The organism is Pseudomonas sp. TWI923 (assembly GCF_039673365.1).
GTDB lineage: Bacteria > Pseudomonadota > Gammaproteobacteria > Pseudomonadales > Pseudomonadaceae > Aquipseudomonas > Aquipseudomonas sichuanensis.
Genome location: NZ_JBDJLM010000019.1, coordinates 1 through 17,740 on the forward strand (window position 1 = coordinate 1; position 17,740 = coordinate 17,740).

Sequence of the window (17,740 nt, forward strand, 5' to 3'; positions counted from 1 at the left end):
GGTTTACCTGCGCAGTTTTGGGTGTCCGGGCGGGCCTCATCGCCGGCAAGCCGGCTCCCACAAAGGCATCGCACCGCCCTGTGGGAGCCGGCTTGCCGGCGATGAGGCCGGTACAGGCAACCCATCCCTAGAGCGCAATCAACTCCGGCCGCAACCCTTCCACCCTTTGCACCACCGGCCGCAGATACCCGCCATCCCCGGTAATCTGGTGCAGCACCTTCTCGCGCAAGCCATGCAGCGCCACCCCGGTGCGTTGGCGCGGATGCGGCAGCCCGATCTCCACCACCGCCTTGATCCGCCCCGGGCGCGGTTCCAGCACCACCACTCGGTCGGCCAGGTAAGTTGCCTCTTCGGCATCGTGGGTCACCAGCAGAATGGTCACCCCCGAGCGCTCGCGAATCGCCAGCAGTTCGTCCTGCAACTGCTGGCGGGTCAGTGCATCCAGGGCGCCGAATGGCTCGTCGAGCAGCAGGATGCGCGGGCTGGCCACCAGCCCCCGGGCGATCGCCACGCGCTGGGCCATGCCGCCGGAGAGCTGGTGCGGGTAGGCCGATTCGAAACCGACCAGCCCCACCAGTTGCACGAACTCATGCACCCGGCGGGCGCGCTCGCCCTGGGTGAGCTTGTCGTTGACCAGCCCAAGGGCGATGTTCTGCTCCACCGTCAGCCAGGGGAACAGCCGGTGCTCCTGGAACACGATGCCGCGCTCGCCACCGATGCCGCTGACTACCTGGCCATCGACGCGGATCTGGCCGCTGTAGTCGTTGTCCAGGCCCACCAGCAGGCGCAGCAGGGTGGACTTGCCGCAGCCCGACGAGCCGACGATGGCGATGAACTCGCCCTGCTCGATCGACAGGTCGAAGTCGCGAATGGCTTCGAACGGTTGGCCGTCCACGCTGAAGGTCTTGCCGACTTTTTCGAAGCTGACCAGCGGTGGCGTGGCGTCAGGTTGATTGGCCGCGTGCAGGGCCGGGGTGATGAAGGCGTTCATGCGGATCTCCAGCGCGTGGCGCGCGATTCGAGGCGTTGGCCAAGGTGGCTGAGCAGGGCGCCGACCAGGCCGATCAGGACCATGGCGGCCATTACCTGGTCCATGCGGAACAATTGCTGGGCGCCGATCATCAGGCTGGCGATGCCGCCGTCCGAGGGCATGAAGTATTCGGCGCCGATGGTGCCCAGCCAGGCGTAGATCAGCGACAGGCGCAGGCCGGCGAAGATCGCCGGCGCAGCGCCCGGCAGCACCAGCAGGCGCAGGCGTTGCGCCAGGCCCAGGCGCAGCGCCTGGGCCGCCTCGCCCAGCTGCGGCGACAGGCTGGCGATGCCGCGCTGGGTGGCGATCAGCAGCGGGAAGAACGCCGCCAGGGCGACGAACACCAGCTTGGCGCCTTCCCCCAGGCCGAACCAGGCGGTGAGCAAGGGCACCCAGGCAAACAGCGCCACCTGGCGCAGCGCCGACAGGCTCGGGCCGAGCAGGCGCTCGCTGCGTTGCGACAAGCCCAGCAGCAGCCCCAGGGCAAAGCCCGCGCCGCCACCGAGCAGCAACCCGGCCAGGGTGCGTTGCAGGCTCAGGCGCAAGGCTTCGCTCAGCGAACCGTCCAGCAGCCCGGCAGACAGGCTGCGCAGTACATCCAGTGGCGAGGCGAGGATGTTGGCGTCTACCCAGCCAAAACTGTTGGCGCACTGCCACAGGGCCAGCAGCGCTGCCGGCAGCAACAGGCTCTGCCAGCCCTTGGCCACGGCGCCACGCGGCTGCTCGCCGGTGGCCGGTTGCGGCCAGTACAGCAGGCTGCGCTCCAGGCGCGAGAAGCCACGATCCATCACCGCGCCGACCAGGCCGATCAGCAGGATGCAGAGGAACACCAGGTCGAGCATGAACAGCTGGCGGCCCCAGACCATCAGGTAGCCGATACCTTCGCTGGAGGCCAGCAGCTCGACCGCCAGCAGCGACGTCCAGCCGGTGGCCAGGGCCAGGCGTACCCCGGCGAGAAAGGCGGGCAGGGCAGCTGGCAGCAGCAGGCGCAGGAACAACAGGTGCGCGGGCAGGCGCAAGGTGGCGGCGGCTTCGCGCAGCTTGGGTTGGGCGTCGCGCACGCCGACCAGGGTGTGCAGGGTGACCGGTACCACCACCGCCTTGACCAGCACTACCAGCTTGAGCACTTCGCCAATGCCGAAGAACAGCATGAACAGCGGGATCCAGGCCAGCGTGGGGATTTGCGCCAGGGCCACGAAGGTCGGCAGCACCAGGGTCTGCGCCCGCCGCGAAGCCCCCAGCCAGGTGCCCAGCAGCAGGCCACTGGCGATGCCCGCCAGCAAGCCCCACAGCAGGCGTTGCAAGCTTATCCACAGGTGGCTCCACAGCTCCCCGGAGCCAAACTCCAGAGCGCTCTGCCAGACCAGCGACGGCGCCGGCAGGATCTGCTCGCTCATCCAGTGCTCGCGGCTGGCCACCAGCCATAACGCCGCCAGCAGCAACGGCACGAGCCAAGGCAGCGCGGCGTGGCCGTAGGCGCGGCCTTGCGCCGCGAACGGGCCACGCAGCGGCCCCGGAAACCATCTGGGCTTGCTCAAAACTCCGCTCATCAGGCCATCTCCCAAACCGTTCCTTGTTTATTCATTTATGGAATTAAAAATCCACACAAATAACATTCAAGAGATAAGAGCATGCGTCCCCTGCATCGGGAAGCCCCAACCCGTTGCGTTTTCCTCATATTTTCCATGCGCTGCCTGCAAGCCCCCCCAAGACCCGCATGGCCGCTGATTTATGCCTTCTGGTTACTGAAGAATGACGTATTGATCTTTGTAGGTTCTAACCCGACCTGCCTAGCTTCTGGCCAAAGCGCCGGCCATCGCCGGTGGCAGCTTGCCAAGGAGCCTTGCCATGAAAACCCCCTTTCGCCACCTGCTCACCCCGCTGCTCGCCGGCTTGCTGAGTGCCTTGCCGCTGGCGGCGCTGGCCGCGCAGCCCGACGTGATCCGGATTGCCGTGCCCGACCTCAGCGCCGGCAGCAAGCCCAGCGCCGGTGGCGTGGTCGATGTATTGCGTGACCAGCAGTTGCTGGAAAAAGAGTTTGCCAAGGACGGCATCCGTATCGACTGGCGCTTCTTCAAGGGCGCCGGCCCCGTGGTCAACGAGGCGTTGGCCAACGGCCAGGCCGACTTCGCCTACCTGGGTGACCTGGCCGCCATCATCGGCAAGGCCAATGGCCTGGACACCCGCGTGCTGTCGGCCGGGGTGCGCGGGGTCAAGAGCTACCTCGGCGTGGTGCCGGGCTCGGGCATCCACAGCCTGGCGGACCTCAAGGGCAAGCGCGTGGCGGTGTTCCGCGGTACCGCCAACCAGCTGTCGTTCGCCAGCGCCCTGGCCAGCCAGGGGCTGTCCGAGCGTGAGCTGAAAGTCATCAACCTGGACTTCAACGCCGCCAACGCCGCGCTGGCGGCCAAGCAGATCGACGCCACCTGGGGCCTGTCCAACCTGTTGTCGCTGCGCGAACGCGGCCTGGTCGAGCTGCCGGTCAACTCCCGCGACCTCAAGGGCGCCGGCAGCACCCAGGCGGTGCTGCTGGGTACCGGCGACTTCATCCGCCAGCACCCCGAACTGGTGCAGCGCCTGGTCAATGCCCAGCTGCAGGCGGTGAAGTGGCTGCGCGACGAGCACAACCGCGACGCCTACATCGACCTGGTGGCCACCACCGCCAACTGGCCGAAGAGCATCCTGCGCGATGACCTGGCCGAGGAAAACCTTGCCGCCTATTTCGACCCGCGCCTGGACGCCGGCTTCGTCGGCCTGCTGCAACAGGGCGTCGACCTGGCCGCCAAGGAGCGCCTGATTCGCCGGGATTTCCAGGTAAGCGAGTGGGTAGAACCGCGCTTCCTCGATGCCGCCCTGCGACAGGACCAGGCCGTGCAGGCCGCCCGCTGATTCAAAACCCCGACAAAAACCCTGAGGACCACGACCATGAGCAACGCCGCACTGGCTACCGCGCCACACACCCTTGAGCTGGATATCCACCCCGTCGCCGGGCGCATCGGCGCCGAGATCCGTGGCGTCAAACTGTCCGCCGACCTCGACCCGGCCATCATCGACGCGATCCAGGCGGCGCTGGTGCAGCACAAGGTGATCTTCTTCCGCGGCCAGGACCACCTCGACGACATCGGCCAGGAGGCCTTCGCCCAACTGCTGGGCGAGCCGATTGCCCACCCCACGGTGCCGGTGGTGGACGGCACCAGTTACTTGCTGCAGCTGGATGGCGCCGAGGGCCAGCGGGCCAATTCCTGGCACACCGACGTGACCTTCGTCGACGCCTACCCCAAGGCCTCGATCCTGCGCAGCGTGGTGGCCCCGGCTTCGGGTGGCGACACGGTATGGGCCAACACTGCCGCCGCCTACCAGGAGCTGCCGGAACCCCTGCGCGTGCTGGCCGACCAGCTCTGGGCGGTGCACAGCAACGAGTACGACTACGCCAGCGTGAAGCCGGACGTGGACCCGGCCAAGCTCGAGCGCTACCGCAAGGTGTTCACCTCGACGGTGTACGAAACCGAGCACCCGGTAGTGCGGGTGCACCCGATCAGCGGCGAGCGGGCGCTGCAGCTGGGGCATTTCGTCAAACGCATCAAGGGCTATTCACTGGCCGACTCACAGCACCTGTTCGCGGTGTTGCAGGGGCATGTGACGCGCCTGGAGAACACCGTGCGCTGGCGCTGGCAGGCGGGGGATGTGGCGATCTGGGACAACCGCGCGACCCAGCACTACGCGGTGGACGACTATGGCACCCAGCCACGCGTGGTGCGCCGGGTCACCCTGGCGGGCGAGGTGCCGGTGGGGGTGGATGGGCAGTTGAGCCGGACCACACGCAAAGGTTAAGACCACGTAATGCCAGTCAGCTAAGGCAGTTGGGGTCGCTGTGCGACCCTTCGCGGGTAAACCCGCTCCCACAGGTTTCGCGCCAGCTTGAGGCTTTGCGAGATCCTGTGGGAGCGGGTTTACCCGCGAAGGGCTGCAAAGCAGCCCCAACAAGTGCGATGAAGCACTAACTGACTGGCATTAGCCGCTTGCGGTGCGGGGTTTACTTGTCACCTTCGTGGGTCAGCTCCAGCACCCGGTCCACCAGCTTGTAGATGCCACCGGCAGCTTCGCTGATCGACTTGGCCAGCATGTAGGCCGGGGTGGTCACCAGCTTGCGCTGGGTGTCTTCGACGATGTCATGCACATCGCACTCCTGGTGGGTGCCGCCCATCTTCACCACAGCCGCGCTGGTGCCGGCGTCGTTACCGATGGTGCAGACCACGCCTGGGCCGTAGATCTTGGCTGCCAGGGCTGGCGAGATGCACATCAGGCCGACCGGTTTGCAGGCATCGGCGAAGGCTTCAGCCAGGGCCAGCACGTCGGGGTTAACGCTGCAATTGGCGCCTTCAACGGCGAAGTTGGAGAGGTTCTTCGCGGCGCCGAAACCGCCGGGTACGATCAGCGCGTCGAAGTCTTCGACCTTGGCCTCGCGAATGTCCTTCACCTCGCCCCGGGCGATGCGTGCCGACTCGACCAGCACGTTGCGCGACTCGGGCATCTGTTCGCCGGTCAGGTGATCGATCACATGCATCTGCGCAATGTTCGGTGCGAAGCACTGCACCTGGGCGCCGCGCTGGTCGAGGCGCAGCAAGGTGATCACGCTCTCGTGGATTTCGGCGCCGTCATAGACGCCACAGCCGGAAAGGATCACCGCTACTTTCTTGGTCATGCTCATTACTCCAGTGTCGAGGCGCTAAATGTCCTCTAGTTTGGCAGATGTGGCCATAGGGGTTCGGCCAGGCGCGGCCTAGGCTTTGTACGAAAAGTGCCTGCGCGACGATCATGCTGCGTTGAAAACAGGCTCGGAATGCTCATTTGCAACCAGCAAACTCCGCTTCCTCGCCTGTTTTCGCCTTGCCTGATCGCCGCTCGGCGACTTTTCGTACAAACCCGAATCTCTTGCGACACCCTTGGAGACTGCCGCCGATGGACCTGATTCTGCTGGCTGTGCCGATGTTCTTTGTGCTGATCGCCGTGGAGCTGGTCGCCGACCGCGTGCGTGGCCAGCGCAACTATCGACTGGCCGATTCGATCAACAGCCTGAGCACCGGCGTGCTGTCGACCAGTACCGGCCTGCTGACCAAGGGCGTCGGGCTGCTCACCTATGCCCTGGCCTGGGAACACCTGGCGCTGCTGCGCCTGCCGGCCGAGGCCTGGTGGGTATGGGTGGGCGCCTTCGTGCTCTACGACTTCTGCTATTACTGGCTGCACCGCATGGGCCACGAGCGCAACGTGCTGTGGGCCGCGCATTCGGTGCATCACCAGAGCGAGGAATACAACCTCACCACGGCGCTGCGCCAGACCAGCAGCGGCTTCATTTTCTCGTGGATCTTCTACCTGCCGCTGGCGCTGCTCGGCGTGCCGCCGGTGGTGTTCATCACCGTGGCGTCGCTGAACCTGCTGTATCAGTTCTGGGTGCATACCCGCCATGTGCCCAAGCTGGGCTGGCTCGAATGGGTGCTGATCACGCCGTCCAACCATCGTGTCCACCATGCGCAGAATCCTCGCTACTTGGATTGCAACTACGGCGGTGTGTTCATCTTCTGGGACCGGCTGTTCGGCACCTTCCAGGAGGAGGACGACGATGAACCGGTGATCTTCGGCGTGACCACGCCGTTGGCCAGCTGGAACCCGCTGTGGGCCAACCTGCAGTTCTATGCGCAGCTGTGGGCGGATGCCCAGCGCACCGGTCGTCTGTGGGACAAGCTGCGCATCTGGTTCATGCCCACCGGTTGGCGCCCGGCGGATGTGGCGGCTGCCGATCCGCACCCCAAGCAGGACCTGGCGCGTTTTCGCAAGTTCGCCATCGCGCTGCACGGCATGCAGCAGCTGTACGTGGTTGTGCAGTTCGCGGTCTACGTGGCGCTGGGCAGCTACTTGATGGACGTGGCCGAGCGGGTGCCGTTCGCCGCGCTGCTGCTGGGCTGGGCGGTGATGGCGTTCGGCTTGTTCGCGTTGGGCGCGGCGCTGGAAGACCGGCCCTGGGCAGGGCGCATGGAGTTGCTGCGGCTGCTTTTGAATGCGCCGGCACTGTATCTGGCCGGCGCTTCGGGGTTAGTGCTGGTCACGCCCCTGGCTTGGGGGCTGCTCCTGGCTTACAGCTTGCTCAGCTTGTGCTTCCTGGCCTTCTGCCGCCGCGCGGCGCTCGGCGCGCTGGGTACGGAAGCGCCGGCGCAGCCAGAGCAGCAAGCCCAGGCCCAGCAGGGCGCCGAGCACCCATAGCTCGTACTTCTTGATACTGCCCAGCATGCCTTCGAGGATGGCGCCGAAGTGATAGGCGGCAAGCCCCAGCGCGAGGGCCCAGACCGCGGCGCCAATACCATTGAGCAGCAGGTAGCGGCGTGGCGGGTAGCCGGACAGGCCGATGGCCACTGGCATCACCGTGCGCAGGCCGTAGACGAAGCGGAAACTCAGGACCCAGAGGTCGGGGTGGCGGCGGATATGCTCCAGCGCCCGGTCACCCATGGCCTGCCAGCGCGGCTTGCGGGCGAGGATCTTGCGCCCGTGGCGGCGGCCCATGAAGTACCACAGCTGATCGCCGGCATAGCTGCCGCAGAACGCCACCAGCACCACCAGCTTGATGTCCATGTATTCGCGGAACGCCAGAAAACCTGCGAGCACGAGAATGGTCTCGCCTTCGAAGAACGTGCCGAGAAACAGGGCGAAATAGCCGAAATCGTTCAGGAATTGTTGAAGCATTTTCTGACGTGCTGGCGAAATGAACGCGCAGCCTACCCCTTCGTGCTCGTTCGGGAAAGTGTCCAAATGTGTCTCGACGTGAACATTTCCTACAAGGACAATGACTGCGGCCACAAGTCGCAGGGTTGCCCTTGGGTGTAACACAGGCGTCATAATGGCCGCTTATAACTGTCGCGCTCGCCCGCCTGCGCGGGCTCAGGAGTCTGCCGTGAGCTTTACCCCCGCCAACCGTCTGTTTCCTGCCACCCGCCTGCGTCGCAACCGCCGGGACGACTTTTCCCGTCGCCTGGTTCGCGAGAACACCCTGACCGTCGATGACCTGATCCTGCCGATATTCGTCCTGGACGGCGAAAACCGCCGTGAGGAAGTACCCTCGATGCCGGGCGTCGAACGCCTGTCGATCGACCTGCTGCTCGAAGCTGCACAGGGCTGGGTGGAACTGGGCATTCCGGCGCTGGCGCTGTTCCCGGTAACGCCGACCGAGAAGAAATCCCTCGATGGCGCCGAAGCCTGGAACCCGGACGGTATCGCCCAGCGTGCCACTCGTGCCCTGCGCGCGCGCTTCCCGGAGCTGGGGGTGATCACCGACGTGGCGCTGGACCCGTTCACCACCCACGGCCAGGACGGCATCCTCGATGAAGAGGGTTACGTTCAGAACGACATCACCGTCGATGCCCTGGTGCGCCAGGCCCTGTCCCACGCCGACGCCGGCGCCCAGGTCGTCGCCCCGTCCGACATGATGGACGGCCGCCTCGGTGCAATCCGCGAGGCCCTGGAACTGGCCGGCCACGTCAACGTGCGCATCATGGCCTACTCGGCCAAGTACGCCAGTGCCTACTACGGCCCGTTCCGCGACGCGGTCGGCTCGGCGCTGAACCTGGGCAAGGCCAACAAGGCGTCCTACCAGATGGACCCGGCCAACAGCAACGAAGCCCTGCACGAAGTGGCCCTGGACCTGGCCGAAGGCGCCGACATGGTCATGGTCAAGCCGGGCATGCCGTACCTGGACATCGTCCAGCGGGTGAAAGCCGAGTTCAAGGTGCCGACCTTCGCCTACCAGGTCAGTGGCGAGTACGCCATGCACATGGCCGCGATCCAGAACGGCTGGCTCAGCGAAGCCGTGATCCTCGAATCCCTTACCGCCTTCAAACGGGCAGGTGCCGATGGCATCCTGACGTATTTCGCCGTGCGCGCCGCTCAAATGTTGAGAGGGCAATAACGCCCTCACAGGAACCTCAGATGAATAACGAAGTGCTCACACCTGTCGCGATCAAGGATGCCCAGGCCGTGCCCGAAGAGATGGTGCAGACCCCGCCCGACCTGCCGCCGGCAGCAGAGGCCGAGCCTGCGCCTGTGGTCGAAACCGTGGCCCCAGCACCGGCGCCGGCCCCGGCAATCGCCGTGCCGAGCCTGGACGACAGCAGCCTGTACATTCATCGCGAGCTTTCCCAGCTGCAGTTCAACATCCGCGTGCTGGAGCAGGCGCTGGATGAGTCGTACCCGCTGCTCGAGCGGTTGAAGTTCCTGCTGATCTTCTCCAGCAACCTGGACGAGTTCTTCGAGATCCGCGTGGCGGGGCTGAAGAAGCAGATCAACTTCGCCCGTGAGCAGGCGGGGGCCGACGGCCTGCAGCCGCACCAGGCGCTGGCGCGAATCAGCGAGCTGGTGCACATCGAGGTGGAGCGCCAGTACGCGATCCTCAACGACGTGTTGCTGCCGGAGCTGGAGAAGCACCAGATCCGCTTCATCCGCCGCCGCTACTGGACGCCCAAGCTCAAGACCTGGGTGCGCCGCTACTTCCGCGACGAGATCGCCCCGATCATCACCCCGATCGGCCTCGACCCGACTCACCCGTTCCCGCTGCTGGTGAACAAGAGCCTGAACTTCATCGTCGAACTCGAAGGCGTCGATGCCTTCGGCCGCGACTCGGGCCTGGCGATCATCCCGGCGCCGCGCCTGCTGCCGCGGGTGATCCGTGTGCCGGAAGAAGTCGGCGGCACTGGCGACAACTATGTGTTCCTGTCGTCGATGATCCACGCCCACGCCGATGACCTGTTCCAAGGCATGAAGGTCAAGGGCTGCTACCAGTTCCGCCTGACCCGTAACGCCGACCTGGCGTTGGACTCCGAAGAGGTCGACGACCTGGCCCGTGCCCTGCGCGGCGAGCTGTTCTCGCGCCGTTATGGCGACGCGGTACGCCTCGAGGTGGCCGACACCTGCCCGAAACACCTGTCCGACTACCTGCTCAAGCAGTTCAGCCTGAGCGAGAGCGAGCTGTACCAGGTCAACGGCCCGGTCAACCTGACCCGCCTGTTCAGCATCACCGGCCTCGACAGCCATCCGGAGCTGCAGTACACGCCGTTCACCCCGGCGATCCCCAAGCTGCTGGTGAATGCCGACAACATCTTCAGCGTGATCGGCAAGCAGGACATCCTGCTGATGCACCCGTTCGAGTCCTTCACCCCGGTGATCGACCTGCTGCGCCAGGCCGCCAAGGACCCGCACGTGCTTGCCGTGCGCCAGACCCTGTACCGTTCGGGCGCCAACTCGGAGATTGTCGACGCCCTGGTGGACGCGGCGCGTAACGGCAAGGAGGTCACTGCGGTGATCGAATTGCGCGCACGCTTCGACGAAGAGTCCAACCTGCAGATGGCCAGCCGCCTGCAGGCCGCCGGCGCGGTGGTGATCTACGGGGTGGTGGGCTTCAAGACCCACGCCAAGATGATGCTGATCCTGCGCCGTGAGCAGGGTGAGATCGTGCGTTACGCGCACCTGGGCACCGGCAACTACCACGCCGGCAACGCTCGCCTGTACACCGACTACAGCCTGCTGACCTCCGACGACGCCCTCACCGAAGACGTCGGCAAACTGTTCAGCCAGCTGATCGGCATGGGCAAGACCCTGCGCATGAAGAAGCTGCTGCACGCGCCGTTCACCCTGAAGAAGGGCATGCTCGACATGATCGCCCGGGAGACCCAGTTCGCCCTGGACGGCAAGCCTGCGCACATCATCGCCAAGTTCAACTCGCTGACCGATGCCAAGATCATCAAGGCGCTGTACAAGGCCAGCCAGTCGGGCGTGCGCATCGATCTGGTGGTGCGTGGCATGTGCTGCCTGCGCCCGGGCATCCCGGGGGTGTCGCACAACATCCACGTGCGCTCGATCATCGGTCGCTTCCTCGAGCACACGCGGGTGTTCTATTTCCTCAATGGCGGCGAGGAGCAGATCTACCTGTCCAGTGCCGACTGGATGGAGCGCAACCTCGACAAGCGTGTGGAGACCTGCTTCCCGGTGGAAGGCAAGAAATTGCTGCTGCGGGTGAAGAAGGAACTGGAAGGCTACCTGACCGACAACACCCAGGCCTGGACGCTGCAGCCGGACGGGCGCTACGTGCGCAGCTCGCCGACCGGCAACCAGAACCCGCGCAGTGCCCAGGCGGCGTTGCTGGAGCGGCTGAGCAACCCGGTGCTGAACGTACGCTAGCTGTGATGGCGAGCCGCTTACCCTGTGGGAGCGGCTTCAGCCGCGAAGCAGGCCACGAGGTGGATGGCACCGGCTACGCCGGTGTGCGCGGCTAAAGCCGCTCCCACATGGATCGTGGCAAGCATCGTAACTGTGGGAGCTGGCTTGCCAGCGATGAGGCCAGTACTGGCAACATAAGACAGTTGCTCCCACAGGCCCCTGCCAAATCTGTCTCTCAGCGCACGCTAAGCACGAACCCAACCCGAGTCAGCCACTCCGCCTCGTTGGCGAAGTCGGCCTGGGTCAGTTGGTTCTGCTCCAGCCAGCCGTCGGGGAACACCACTTCCAGGCTGTCATCGGCCGCTTGCAGTTCCACCTTTGGCATCTGCTGGGTGCCGCGGATGTGGTGGAACAGGATGGCGAAGCGCAGCAGTACGCACAGGCGAATCAGCTTGACGCCTTCGTCGCCGAACTCGGCGAACTTGTCCTTGGGGATGTTGCGGCGGTGGCCGCGCACCAGCAGGGCCATCATCTGCTGGTCCTCGCGGGAGAAGCCCGACAGGTCGGAATGCTCGATCAGGTAGGCGCCGTGCTTGTGGTAGTGATAGTGGGCGATGTCCAGCCCCACTTCGTGCACTTTCGCTGCCCAACCCAGCAGATCGCGCCAATTGCCCTCTTCAAGGTCCCATGCCGCTGCCACCTGGTCGAAGGCGTGCAAGGCCTTGCGCTCGACGCGCGCGGCCTGGCCCTGATCGACGTGGTAGCGCTCCATCAGCGAGTTCAGGGTGCGTTCGCGCACGTCTTCATGGTGGTGGCGGCCCAGCAGGTCGAACAGCACGCCTTCACGCAGGGCGCCGTCGCAGTGGTCCATGCGTGCCAGTTCCAGAGCGTCGAAGATGGCCTCCAGGATGGCCAGGCCGGCCGGGAAGATCGCCCGGCGGTCGGGCTTGACCCCTTCGAAGTCGATCTTGTCGGTTTCGCCGAGCTTGAACAGTTTGCGCTTGACCCAGGCCAGGCCCTCGGCGTTGACCTCGCCGTTGCCCAGGCCGCCGGCCTTGATCGCCGCGCCGATGGCCCGGATGGTACCGGACGAGCCGATGGCCTCGTCCCAGGTCAGGCGGTGCAGGGCGTTTTCGATGCTCATCAGCTCCAGGCGTGCGGCGGTGTAGGCCTGGGCATAGCGCGCCGGGGTGACCTTGCCATCGCGGAAGTAGCGCTGGGTGAAGCTGACGCAGCCCATCTGCAGGCTTTCGCGCAGTAGTGGCTCGAAGCGCTGGCCGATGATGAACTCGGTGCTGCCGCCGCCGATGTCGGCGACCAGGCGCTTGCCGGGGGTATCGGCGAGGGTGTGGGAAACCCCCAGATAGATCAGGCGCGCTTCTTCACGGCCGGAGATGACCTCGACCGGGTGGCCGAGAATGGCTTCGGCGCGCAGGATGAATTCGTTGCGGTTACGCGCTTCGCGCAGGGCGTTGGTGCCGACGATGCGCACCGCGCCAGCGGGCATGCCGTTGATCAGTTGGGCGAAGCGCTTGAGGCACTCCAGGCCCCGTTGCATGGCTTCTTCGCTGAGCTTGCGCTCTTCGTCGATGCCGGCAGCGAGCTGAACCTTTTCCCCGAGCCGCTCAAGAATGCGGATTTCCGTGTGATGGGCCTTGGCCACGACCATATGGAAGCTGTTGGAGCCCAGGTCGATGGCGGCGATCAGAGACAGGTTCTTCGCGGTGGTATGCGGCATGGTCTGGGGGTTCTCGGTCGTTAACCTGGCAATCGTGCCACGATCGTGGCCATCCGCCAACGCGCAGCACTGCAAGGCTTTGATGCATGGCAATGTGATAGCGATGTTATGACGGTGATATGACAGTTTCGATTCGTGGGGTCTTGCACAACTATAGATACAGTCAATCGTCCGTGGCTTCCTGTCGCGCCAGGGTGCCGCTATGATGGGCAACGTTTTTTACTGCTTATGACCTTGGAGATTTCCATGAGCGACAAAATCAAACACGTCACCGACGCCAGCTTCGAAGCCGACGTACTCAAGGCCGAAGGCGCGGTATTGGTCGACTACTGGGCTGAATGGTGCGGCCCATGCAAGATGATCGCTCCGGTGCTGGATGCCATCGCTGAAGACTACGCAGGCAAGCTGACCGTCGCCAAGCTGAACATCGACGAAAACGCGGAAACCCCGGCCAAGCACGGCGTGCGCGGCATCCCGACCCTGATGCTGTTCAAGAACGGCAACGTCGAAGCCACCAAGGTCGGCGCCCTGTCCAAATCGCAGCTGACCGCGTTCATCGACGCCCACCTGTGATGTGAAAAAGCCCCGCAAATGCGGGGCTTTTTTTATCTGTCGCAGTTGATCTGCGTGGGAGCGGGCTTGCCCCGCGATGGCGCCAGCCCAGATAAAAACCTGTCGATGTGTGTGGTCAAAACCACTAGACGTCGAAAAATGCAAGTGTTACATTCGGCCTCGCACTGCTTCTTTCAGTGCCCTCTGCACGCCGTCGCCGAAGCATCCCAATTCGAATCAGTACGCGATCCTGTCGCCATCTAGCGGCGCGGCCTCATTAAGCCAAAGCTTAACTCTCTCCCTTCTTACATGATTACGTCACTCCCCTTATGAACCTGACTGAACTCAAGCAAAAGCCGATTACCGATCTTTTGGAAATGGCCGAACAGATGGGCATCGAAAACATGGCCCGTTCGCGCAAACAGGACGTGATTTTCGCCCTGTTGAAGAAGCACGCGAAAAGCGGCGAAGAGATCTCGGGTGACGGCGTGCTGGAGATTCTCCAGGATGGTTTCGGTTTCCTGCGTTCCGCCGATGCCTCTTACCTGGCCGGCCCCGACGATATCTACGTTTCGCCCAGCCAGATCCGACGCTTCAACCTGCGCACTGGCGACACCATCGTTGGCAAGATCCGCCCACCGAAGGAAGGGGAGCGTTACTTCGCGCTGTTGAAGGTCGACACGATCAACTTCGATCGCCCGGAAAACGCGAAGAACAAGATCCTGTTCGAAAACCTGACGCCGCTGTTCCCGAACAAGCGTCTGAAGATGGAAGCCGGCAACGGCTCCACCGAAGACCTCACCGGTCGCGTCATCGACCTGTGCGCTCCAATCGGCAAAGGCCAGCGTGGCCTGATCGTCGCGCCGCCTAAAGCCGGTAAGACGATCATGCTGCAGAACATCGCGGCCAACATCACCCGCAACAACCCCGAGTGCCACCTGATCGTCCTGTTGATCGACGAGCGCCCGGAAGAAGTGACCGAAATGCAGCGCACCGTGCGCGGCGAAGTGGTCGCCTCCACCTTCGATGAGCCACCGACCCGCCACGTGCAGGTTGCCGAAATGGTCATCGAGAAGGCCAAGCGCCTGGTCGAGCACAAGAAGGATGTGGTCATCCTGCTCGACTCCATCACCCGTCTGGCCCGTGCCTACAACACCGTGATTCCTAGCTCCGGCAAGGTACTGACCGGTGGTGTCGATGCCCACGCCCTGGAGAAGCCGAAGCGCTTCTTCGGTGCCGCGCGTAACATCGAAGAGGGCGGCTCGCTGACCATCATCGCCACCGCGCTGGTCGAGACCGGCTCGAAGATGGACGAAGTGATCTACGAAGAGTTCAAGGGCACCGGCAACATGGAGCTGCCACTGGACCGCCGCATCGCCGAGAAGCGTGTGTTCCCGGCCATCAACATCAACAAGTCCGGCACCCGCCGCGAAGAGTTGCTGACCGCCGACGACGAACTGCAGCGCATGTGGATCCTGCGCAAGCTGCTGCACCCGATGGACGAAATCGCCGCCATCGAGTTCCTGGTCGACAAGCTCAAGCAGACCAAGACCAACGACGAGTTCTTCCTGTCGATGAAGCGCAAGTAAGCTTCGCGTCTGGCTGCAACTGGGGCTGCTGTGCAGCCCTTCGCGGGTAAACCCGCTCCCACTGGTTCCGTGCGAGCTCTGTGGGAGCGGGTTTACCCGCGAAGGGTCGCAAAGCGGCCCCAAGTCATTTTTGGCCTTTACCCCTTCAACGGCGCTACACTCTGCCCCCCGACCGACATGCCCCCACACGAGGCCCTTGCATGCAGTATCGCGATTTGCGCGACTTCATCCGTGGCCTGGAACAGCGCGGTGAACTCAAGCGCATCCAGGTTCCCATCTCCCCTGTCCTGGAAATGACCGAAGTCTGCGACCGCACCCTGCGCGCCAAGGGCCCGGCATTGCTGTTCGAAAAACCCACCGGCTTCGACATCCCGGTACTGGGCAACCTGTTCGGCACCCCCGAGCGCGTGGCCATGGGCATGGGCGCCGAGTCGGTCAGTGAGCTGCGCGAAATCGGCAAGCTGCTGGCGTTCCTCAAGGAGCCCGAGCCGCCGAAGGGCCTGAAGGACGCTTGGTCGAAACTGCCGATCTTCAAGAAGGTCGTGTCGATGGCGCCGAAGGTGGTCAAGGACGCCGTGTGCCAGGAGGTGGTGGTCGAGGGCGATGACGTCGACCTCGGGCAACTGCCGATCCAGCACTGCTGGCCGGGCGACGTGGCGCCACTGATTACCTGGGGCCTGACCGTCACCCGCGGCCCGAACAAGGACCGGCAGAACCTTGGTATTTATCGCCAGCAGGTGATCGGCCGCAACAAGGTCATCATGCGCTGGCTGAGCCACCGCGGCGGTGCCCTGGACTACCGCGAGTGGTGCGAAAAGCACCCCGGCCAACCCTTCCCGGTGGCCGTCGCCCTGGGTGCGGACCCGGCGACTATCCTCGGTGCCGTGACCCCGGTCCCGGACACACTGTCCGAATACGCCTTCGCCGGTCTGCTGCGCGGTAACCGCACCGAGTTGGTGAAATGCCGTGGCAGTGACCTGCAGGTGCCGGCCACCGCCGAGATCATCCTCGAAGGTGTGATCCACCCGGGCGAAATGGCCCCGGAAGGGCCGTACGGCGACCACACCGGTTACTACAACGAGGTGGACAGCTTCCCGGTGTTCACCGTCGAGCGCATCACCCATCGGCAAAAACCGATCTACCACAGCACCTACACCGGCCGCCCGCCGGATGAGCCGGCGATCCTCGGCGTGGCGCTGAACGAAGTGTTCGTGCCGATCCTGCAGAAGCAGTTCCCCGAGATCGTCGACTTCTACCTGCCGCCGGAAGGCTGCTCGTATCGCATGGCGGTGGTGACCATGAAAAAGCAGTACCCAGGCCACGCCAAGCGCGTGATGCTGGGTGTCTGGTCGTTCCTGCGACAGTTCATGTACACCAAGTTCGTTATTGTCACCGACGACGATATCAACGCCCGCGACTGGAACGATGTGATCTGGGCCATCACCACGCGCATGGACCCCAAGCGTGATACGGTGATGATCGACAACACTCCCATCGATTACCTCGACTTCGCGTCGCCGGTGTCGGGGCTGGGGTCGAAGATGGGCCTGGATGCCACGCACAAATGGCCGGGCGAGACTACACGCGAATGGGGCCGGGTCATCGTCAAGGACGAGGCCGTCACCCGCCGTATCGATGAGCTGTGGGATCAGTTGGGAATAGATTGATGCAGGTAACCTTGCAGCCGTCCGGCGCGGTGCTGGCGGTGGAACCGGGCGAAAGGATTCTGGATGCGGCGCGGCGCCTGGGCTACGACTGCCCGAACAGCTGCCGTAACGGCAACTGTCATGTCTGCGCCGCGCTGTTGGTGGAAGGGCGTATCCGTCAGGAAGGCGTCATTCGCGATCACGGTGAGTTGTTCACCTGCATCGCCGAGCCGCTGGAGGACTGTGTCTTGCTGTGGGACGGTGTGCTGGCCCTGGGCGAGCTGCCGGTGCGCAAACTGGCCTGCACCGTCAGCGAATGCGTCGACGTCGGTGGCGATGTCTGGCGCGTGCGCCTGCGCGCACCCGCTGGCAAGCCGCCGCGTTACCACGCCGGGCAATACCTGATGATCGAGCGTGAAGGGGCGGACAAGGCCGCTTTCTCGCTGGCCTCTGCGCCCCATGGCGGGCGTGAGCTGGAGCTGCATGTGCTGGCTCGTGAAAGCAGCGCCGTGCAGTTGATCGAGCAGTTGCGACGCAATGGCCTGGCGCGCATCGAGCTGCCCTTCGGTGATGCGCATCTGGCCGAACTGCCCGATGGCCCGTTGGTGCTGATTGCCGCCGGTACCGGCATGGGCCAGATGCACAGCCTGGTCGAGCACTGCCGCGCCCAGGGCTTCAAGCACCCGGTGCACCTGTACTGGGGCGTGCGGCGGCCCGAGGACTTCTACCAGATCGAGCACTGGGCCGAGTGGGAGCGCCTGCCCAACCTGTTCCTGCACAAGGTGGTCAGCGACCTGTGCGGTTGGGAAGGGCGTTGCGGCCTGTTGCACGAAGCGGTCTGCGAAGACATCGGTGACCTCAACCAGGTACACGTCTACGCCAGTGGCTCGCCGAACATGGTCTACGCCACCCTCGATGCCCTGGTAGAAGCCGGCATGGACCCGCATCGCATGCGCGCCGACGTGTTCGCCTACGCGCCGCGCGGTTGATA

13 protein-coding genes and 1 pseudogene are annotated in these 17,740 nt (G+C 64.4%); 9 read left to right on the plus strand and 5 right to left on the minus strand.

The genetic code is table 11. The features are described 5' to 3' along the window. Nucleotides 1-127 precede the first annotated feature (127 nt). Both ABE459_RS10425 and ABE459_RS10430 read right to left on the minus strand, forming a co-directional pair. Nucleotides 128-991 carry an ABC transporter ATP-binding protein gene (locus tag ABE459_RS10425; RefSeq protein WP_125857072.1) on the minus strand — a complete coding sequence of 288 codons (864 nt, stop codon included), beginning with the start codon at nt 989-991 and terminating at the stop codon, nt 128-130. Further along, nucleotides 988-2,580, minus strand: coding sequence for an ABC transporter permease (locus ABE459_RS10430; protein ID WP_323829969.1), 1,593 nt, complete (start codon nt 2,578-2,580; stop codon nt 988-990). The genes ABE459_RS10425 and ABE459_RS10430 overlap by 4 nt, the downstream gene beginning before the upstream one ends. A 298-nt stretch (nt 2,581-2,878) precedes the next feature. Between ABE459_RS10430 and ABE459_RS10435 the strand changes: the two genes are divergently transcribed. Then, nucleotides 2,879-3,919, plus strand: coding sequence for an ABC transporter substrate-binding protein (locus ABE459_RS10435; protein WP_258705493.1), 1,041 nt, complete (start codon nt 2,879-2,881; stop codon nt 3,917-3,919). A gap of 36 nt (nt 3,920-3,955) precedes the next feature. After that, nucleotides 3,956-4,861 (plus strand): TauD/TfdA family dioxygenase, encoded by a 906-nt coding sequence (locus ABE459_RS10440; RefSeq protein ID WP_323829971.1) that lies wholly within the window; start codon nt 3,956-3,958, stop codon nt 4,859-4,861. A 202-nt stretch (nt 4,862-5,063) separates the two neighbouring features. Here ABE459_RS10440 and elbB read toward each other — a convergent pair whose 3' ends face one another. Beyond that, nucleotides 5,064-5,732, minus strand: a complete 669-nt coding sequence (gene elbB, locus ABE459_RS10445; RefSeq protein WP_323829973.1) for an isoprenoid biosynthesis glyoxalase ElbB — start codon at nt 5,730-5,732, stop codon at nt 5,064-5,066. A gap of 284 nt (nt 5,733-6,016) precedes the next feature. On the opposite strand from elbB, the pseudogene ABE459_RS10450 reads away from it, so the two are divergent. After that, nucleotides 6,017-6,616: pseudogene (locus ABE459_RS10450) on the plus strand (sterol desaturase family protein); the annotation flags it as partial. Between the two features lie 501 nt (nt 6,617-7,117). Here the strand turns inward: ABE459_RS10450 and ABE459_RS10455 are convergent. Continuing rightward, nucleotides 7,118-7,762, minus strand: coding sequence for a DedA family protein (locus ABE459_RS10455; protein ID WP_110995710.1), 645 nt, complete (start codon nt 7,760-7,762; stop codon nt 7,118-7,120). A gap of 208 nt (nt 7,763-7,970) precedes the next feature. On the opposite strand from ABE459_RS10455, the gene hemB reads away from it, so the two are divergent. Together hemB and ppk1 are read left to right on the plus strand one after the other, a co-directional pair. Then, the gene (hemB, locus tag ABE459_RS10460; RefSeq protein WP_346648024.1) at nt 7,971-8,981 is read left to right on the plus strand and encodes a porphobilinogen synthase; all 1,011 of its coding nucleotides are present in this window, start codon (nt 7,971-7,973) and stop codon (nt 8,979-8,981) included. 20 nt (nt 8,982-9,001) lie between these two features. Then, nucleotides 9,002-11,245 carry a polyphosphate kinase 1 gene (gene ppk1 / locus ABE459_RS10465; RefSeq protein WP_323829977.1) on the plus strand — a complete coding sequence of 748 codons (2,244 nt, stop codon included), beginning with the start codon at nt 9,002-9,004 and terminating at the stop codon, nt 11,243-11,245. A 214-nt stretch (nt 11,246-11,459) separates the two neighbouring features. Here ppk1 and ppx read toward each other — a convergent pair whose 3' ends face one another. After that, nucleotides 11,460-12,962, minus strand: a complete 1,503-nt coding sequence (ppx, locus tag ABE459_RS10470; RefSeq protein WP_125462164.1) for an exopolyphosphatase — start codon at nt 12,960-12,962, stop codon at nt 11,460-11,462. Nucleotides 12,963-13,208: 246 nt separating this feature from the next. Between ppx and trxA the strand changes: the two genes are divergently transcribed. From trxA to ABE459_RS10490, 4 genes are all read left to right on the plus strand, one after another. After that, nucleotides 13,209-13,535 (plus strand): thioredoxin TrxA, encoded by a 327-nt coding sequence (trxA, locus tag ABE459_RS10475; protein WP_125462165.1) that lies wholly within the window; start codon nt 13,209-13,211, stop codon nt 13,533-13,535. Between the two features lie 308 nt (nt 13,536-13,843). Further along, nucleotides 13,844-15,103 (plus strand): transcription termination factor Rho, encoded by a 1,260-nt coding sequence (rho, locus tag ABE459_RS10480; protein WP_011536308.1) that lies wholly within the window; start codon nt 13,844-13,846, stop codon nt 15,101-15,103. A 200-nt stretch (nt 15,104-15,303) separates the two neighbouring features. Then, entirely contained in the window at nt 15,304-16,770 is a 1,467-nt protein-coding gene (gene ubiD / locus ABE459_RS10485) for a 4-hydroxy-3-polyprenylbenzoate decarboxylase (RefSeq protein ID WP_110995705.1), read from the plus strand. Continuing rightward, on the plus strand, nt 16,770-17,738 hold the full coding sequence (locus ABE459_RS10490) for a CDP-6-deoxy-delta-3,4-glucoseen reductase (protein WP_125462166.1): 969 nt from the start codon (nt 16,770-16,772) through the stop codon (nt 17,736-17,738). The genes ubiD and ABE459_RS10490 overlap by 1 nt, the downstream gene beginning before the upstream one ends. Nucleotides 17,739-17,740: the final 2 nt, after the last annotated feature.

Excerpts from the sequence above, each read along its gene's own strand:
- ABE459_RS10425 (WP_125857072.1), bottom strand. The coding sequence starts at position 991 with ATGAACGCCTTCATCACCCCGGCCCTGCACGCGGCCAATCAACCTGAC.
- ABE459_RS10430 (WP_323829969.1), bottom strand. The coding sequence starts at position 2,580 with ATGAGCGGAGTTTTGAGCAAGCCCAGATGGTTTCCGGGGCCGCTGCGT.
- ABE459_RS10435 (WP_258705493.1), top strand. The coding sequence starts at position 2,879 with ATGAAAACCCCCTTTCGCCACCTGCTCACCCCGCTGCTCGCCGGCTTG.
- ABE459_RS10440 (WP_323829971.1), top strand. The coding sequence starts at position 3,956 with ATGAGCAACGCCGCACTGGCTACCGCGCCACACACCCTTGAGCTGGAT.
- elbB (WP_323829973.1), bottom strand. The coding sequence starts at position 5,732 with ATGACCAAGAAAGTAGCGGTGATCCTTTCCGGCTGTGGCGTCTATGAC.
- ABE459_RS10455 (WP_110995710.1), bottom strand. The coding sequence starts at position 7,762 with ATGCTTCAACAATTCCTGAACGATTTCGGCTATTTCGCCCTGTTTCTC.
- ppk1 (WP_323829977.1), top strand. The coding sequence starts at position 9,002 with ATGAATAACGAAGTGCTCACACCTGTCGCGATCAAGGATGCCCAGGCC.
- ppx (WP_125462164.1), bottom strand. The coding sequence starts at position 12,962 with ATGCCGCATACCACCGCGAAGAACCTGTCTCTGATCGCCGCCATCGAC.
- trxA (WP_125462165.1), top strand. The coding sequence starts at position 13,209 with ATGAGCGACAAAATCAAACACGTCACCGACGCCAGCTTCGAAGCCGAC.
- rho (WP_011536308.1), top strand. The coding sequence starts at position 13,844 with ATGAACCTGACTGAACTCAAGCAAAAGCCGATTACCGATCTTTTGGAA.
- ubiD (WP_110995705.1), top strand. The coding sequence starts at position 15,304 with ATGCAGTATCGCGATTTGCGCGACTTCATCCGTGGCCTGGAACAGCGC.
- ABE459_RS10490 (WP_125462166.1), top strand. The coding sequence starts at position 16,770 with ATGCAGGTAACCTTGCAGCCGTCCGGCGCGGTGCTGGCGGTGGAACCG.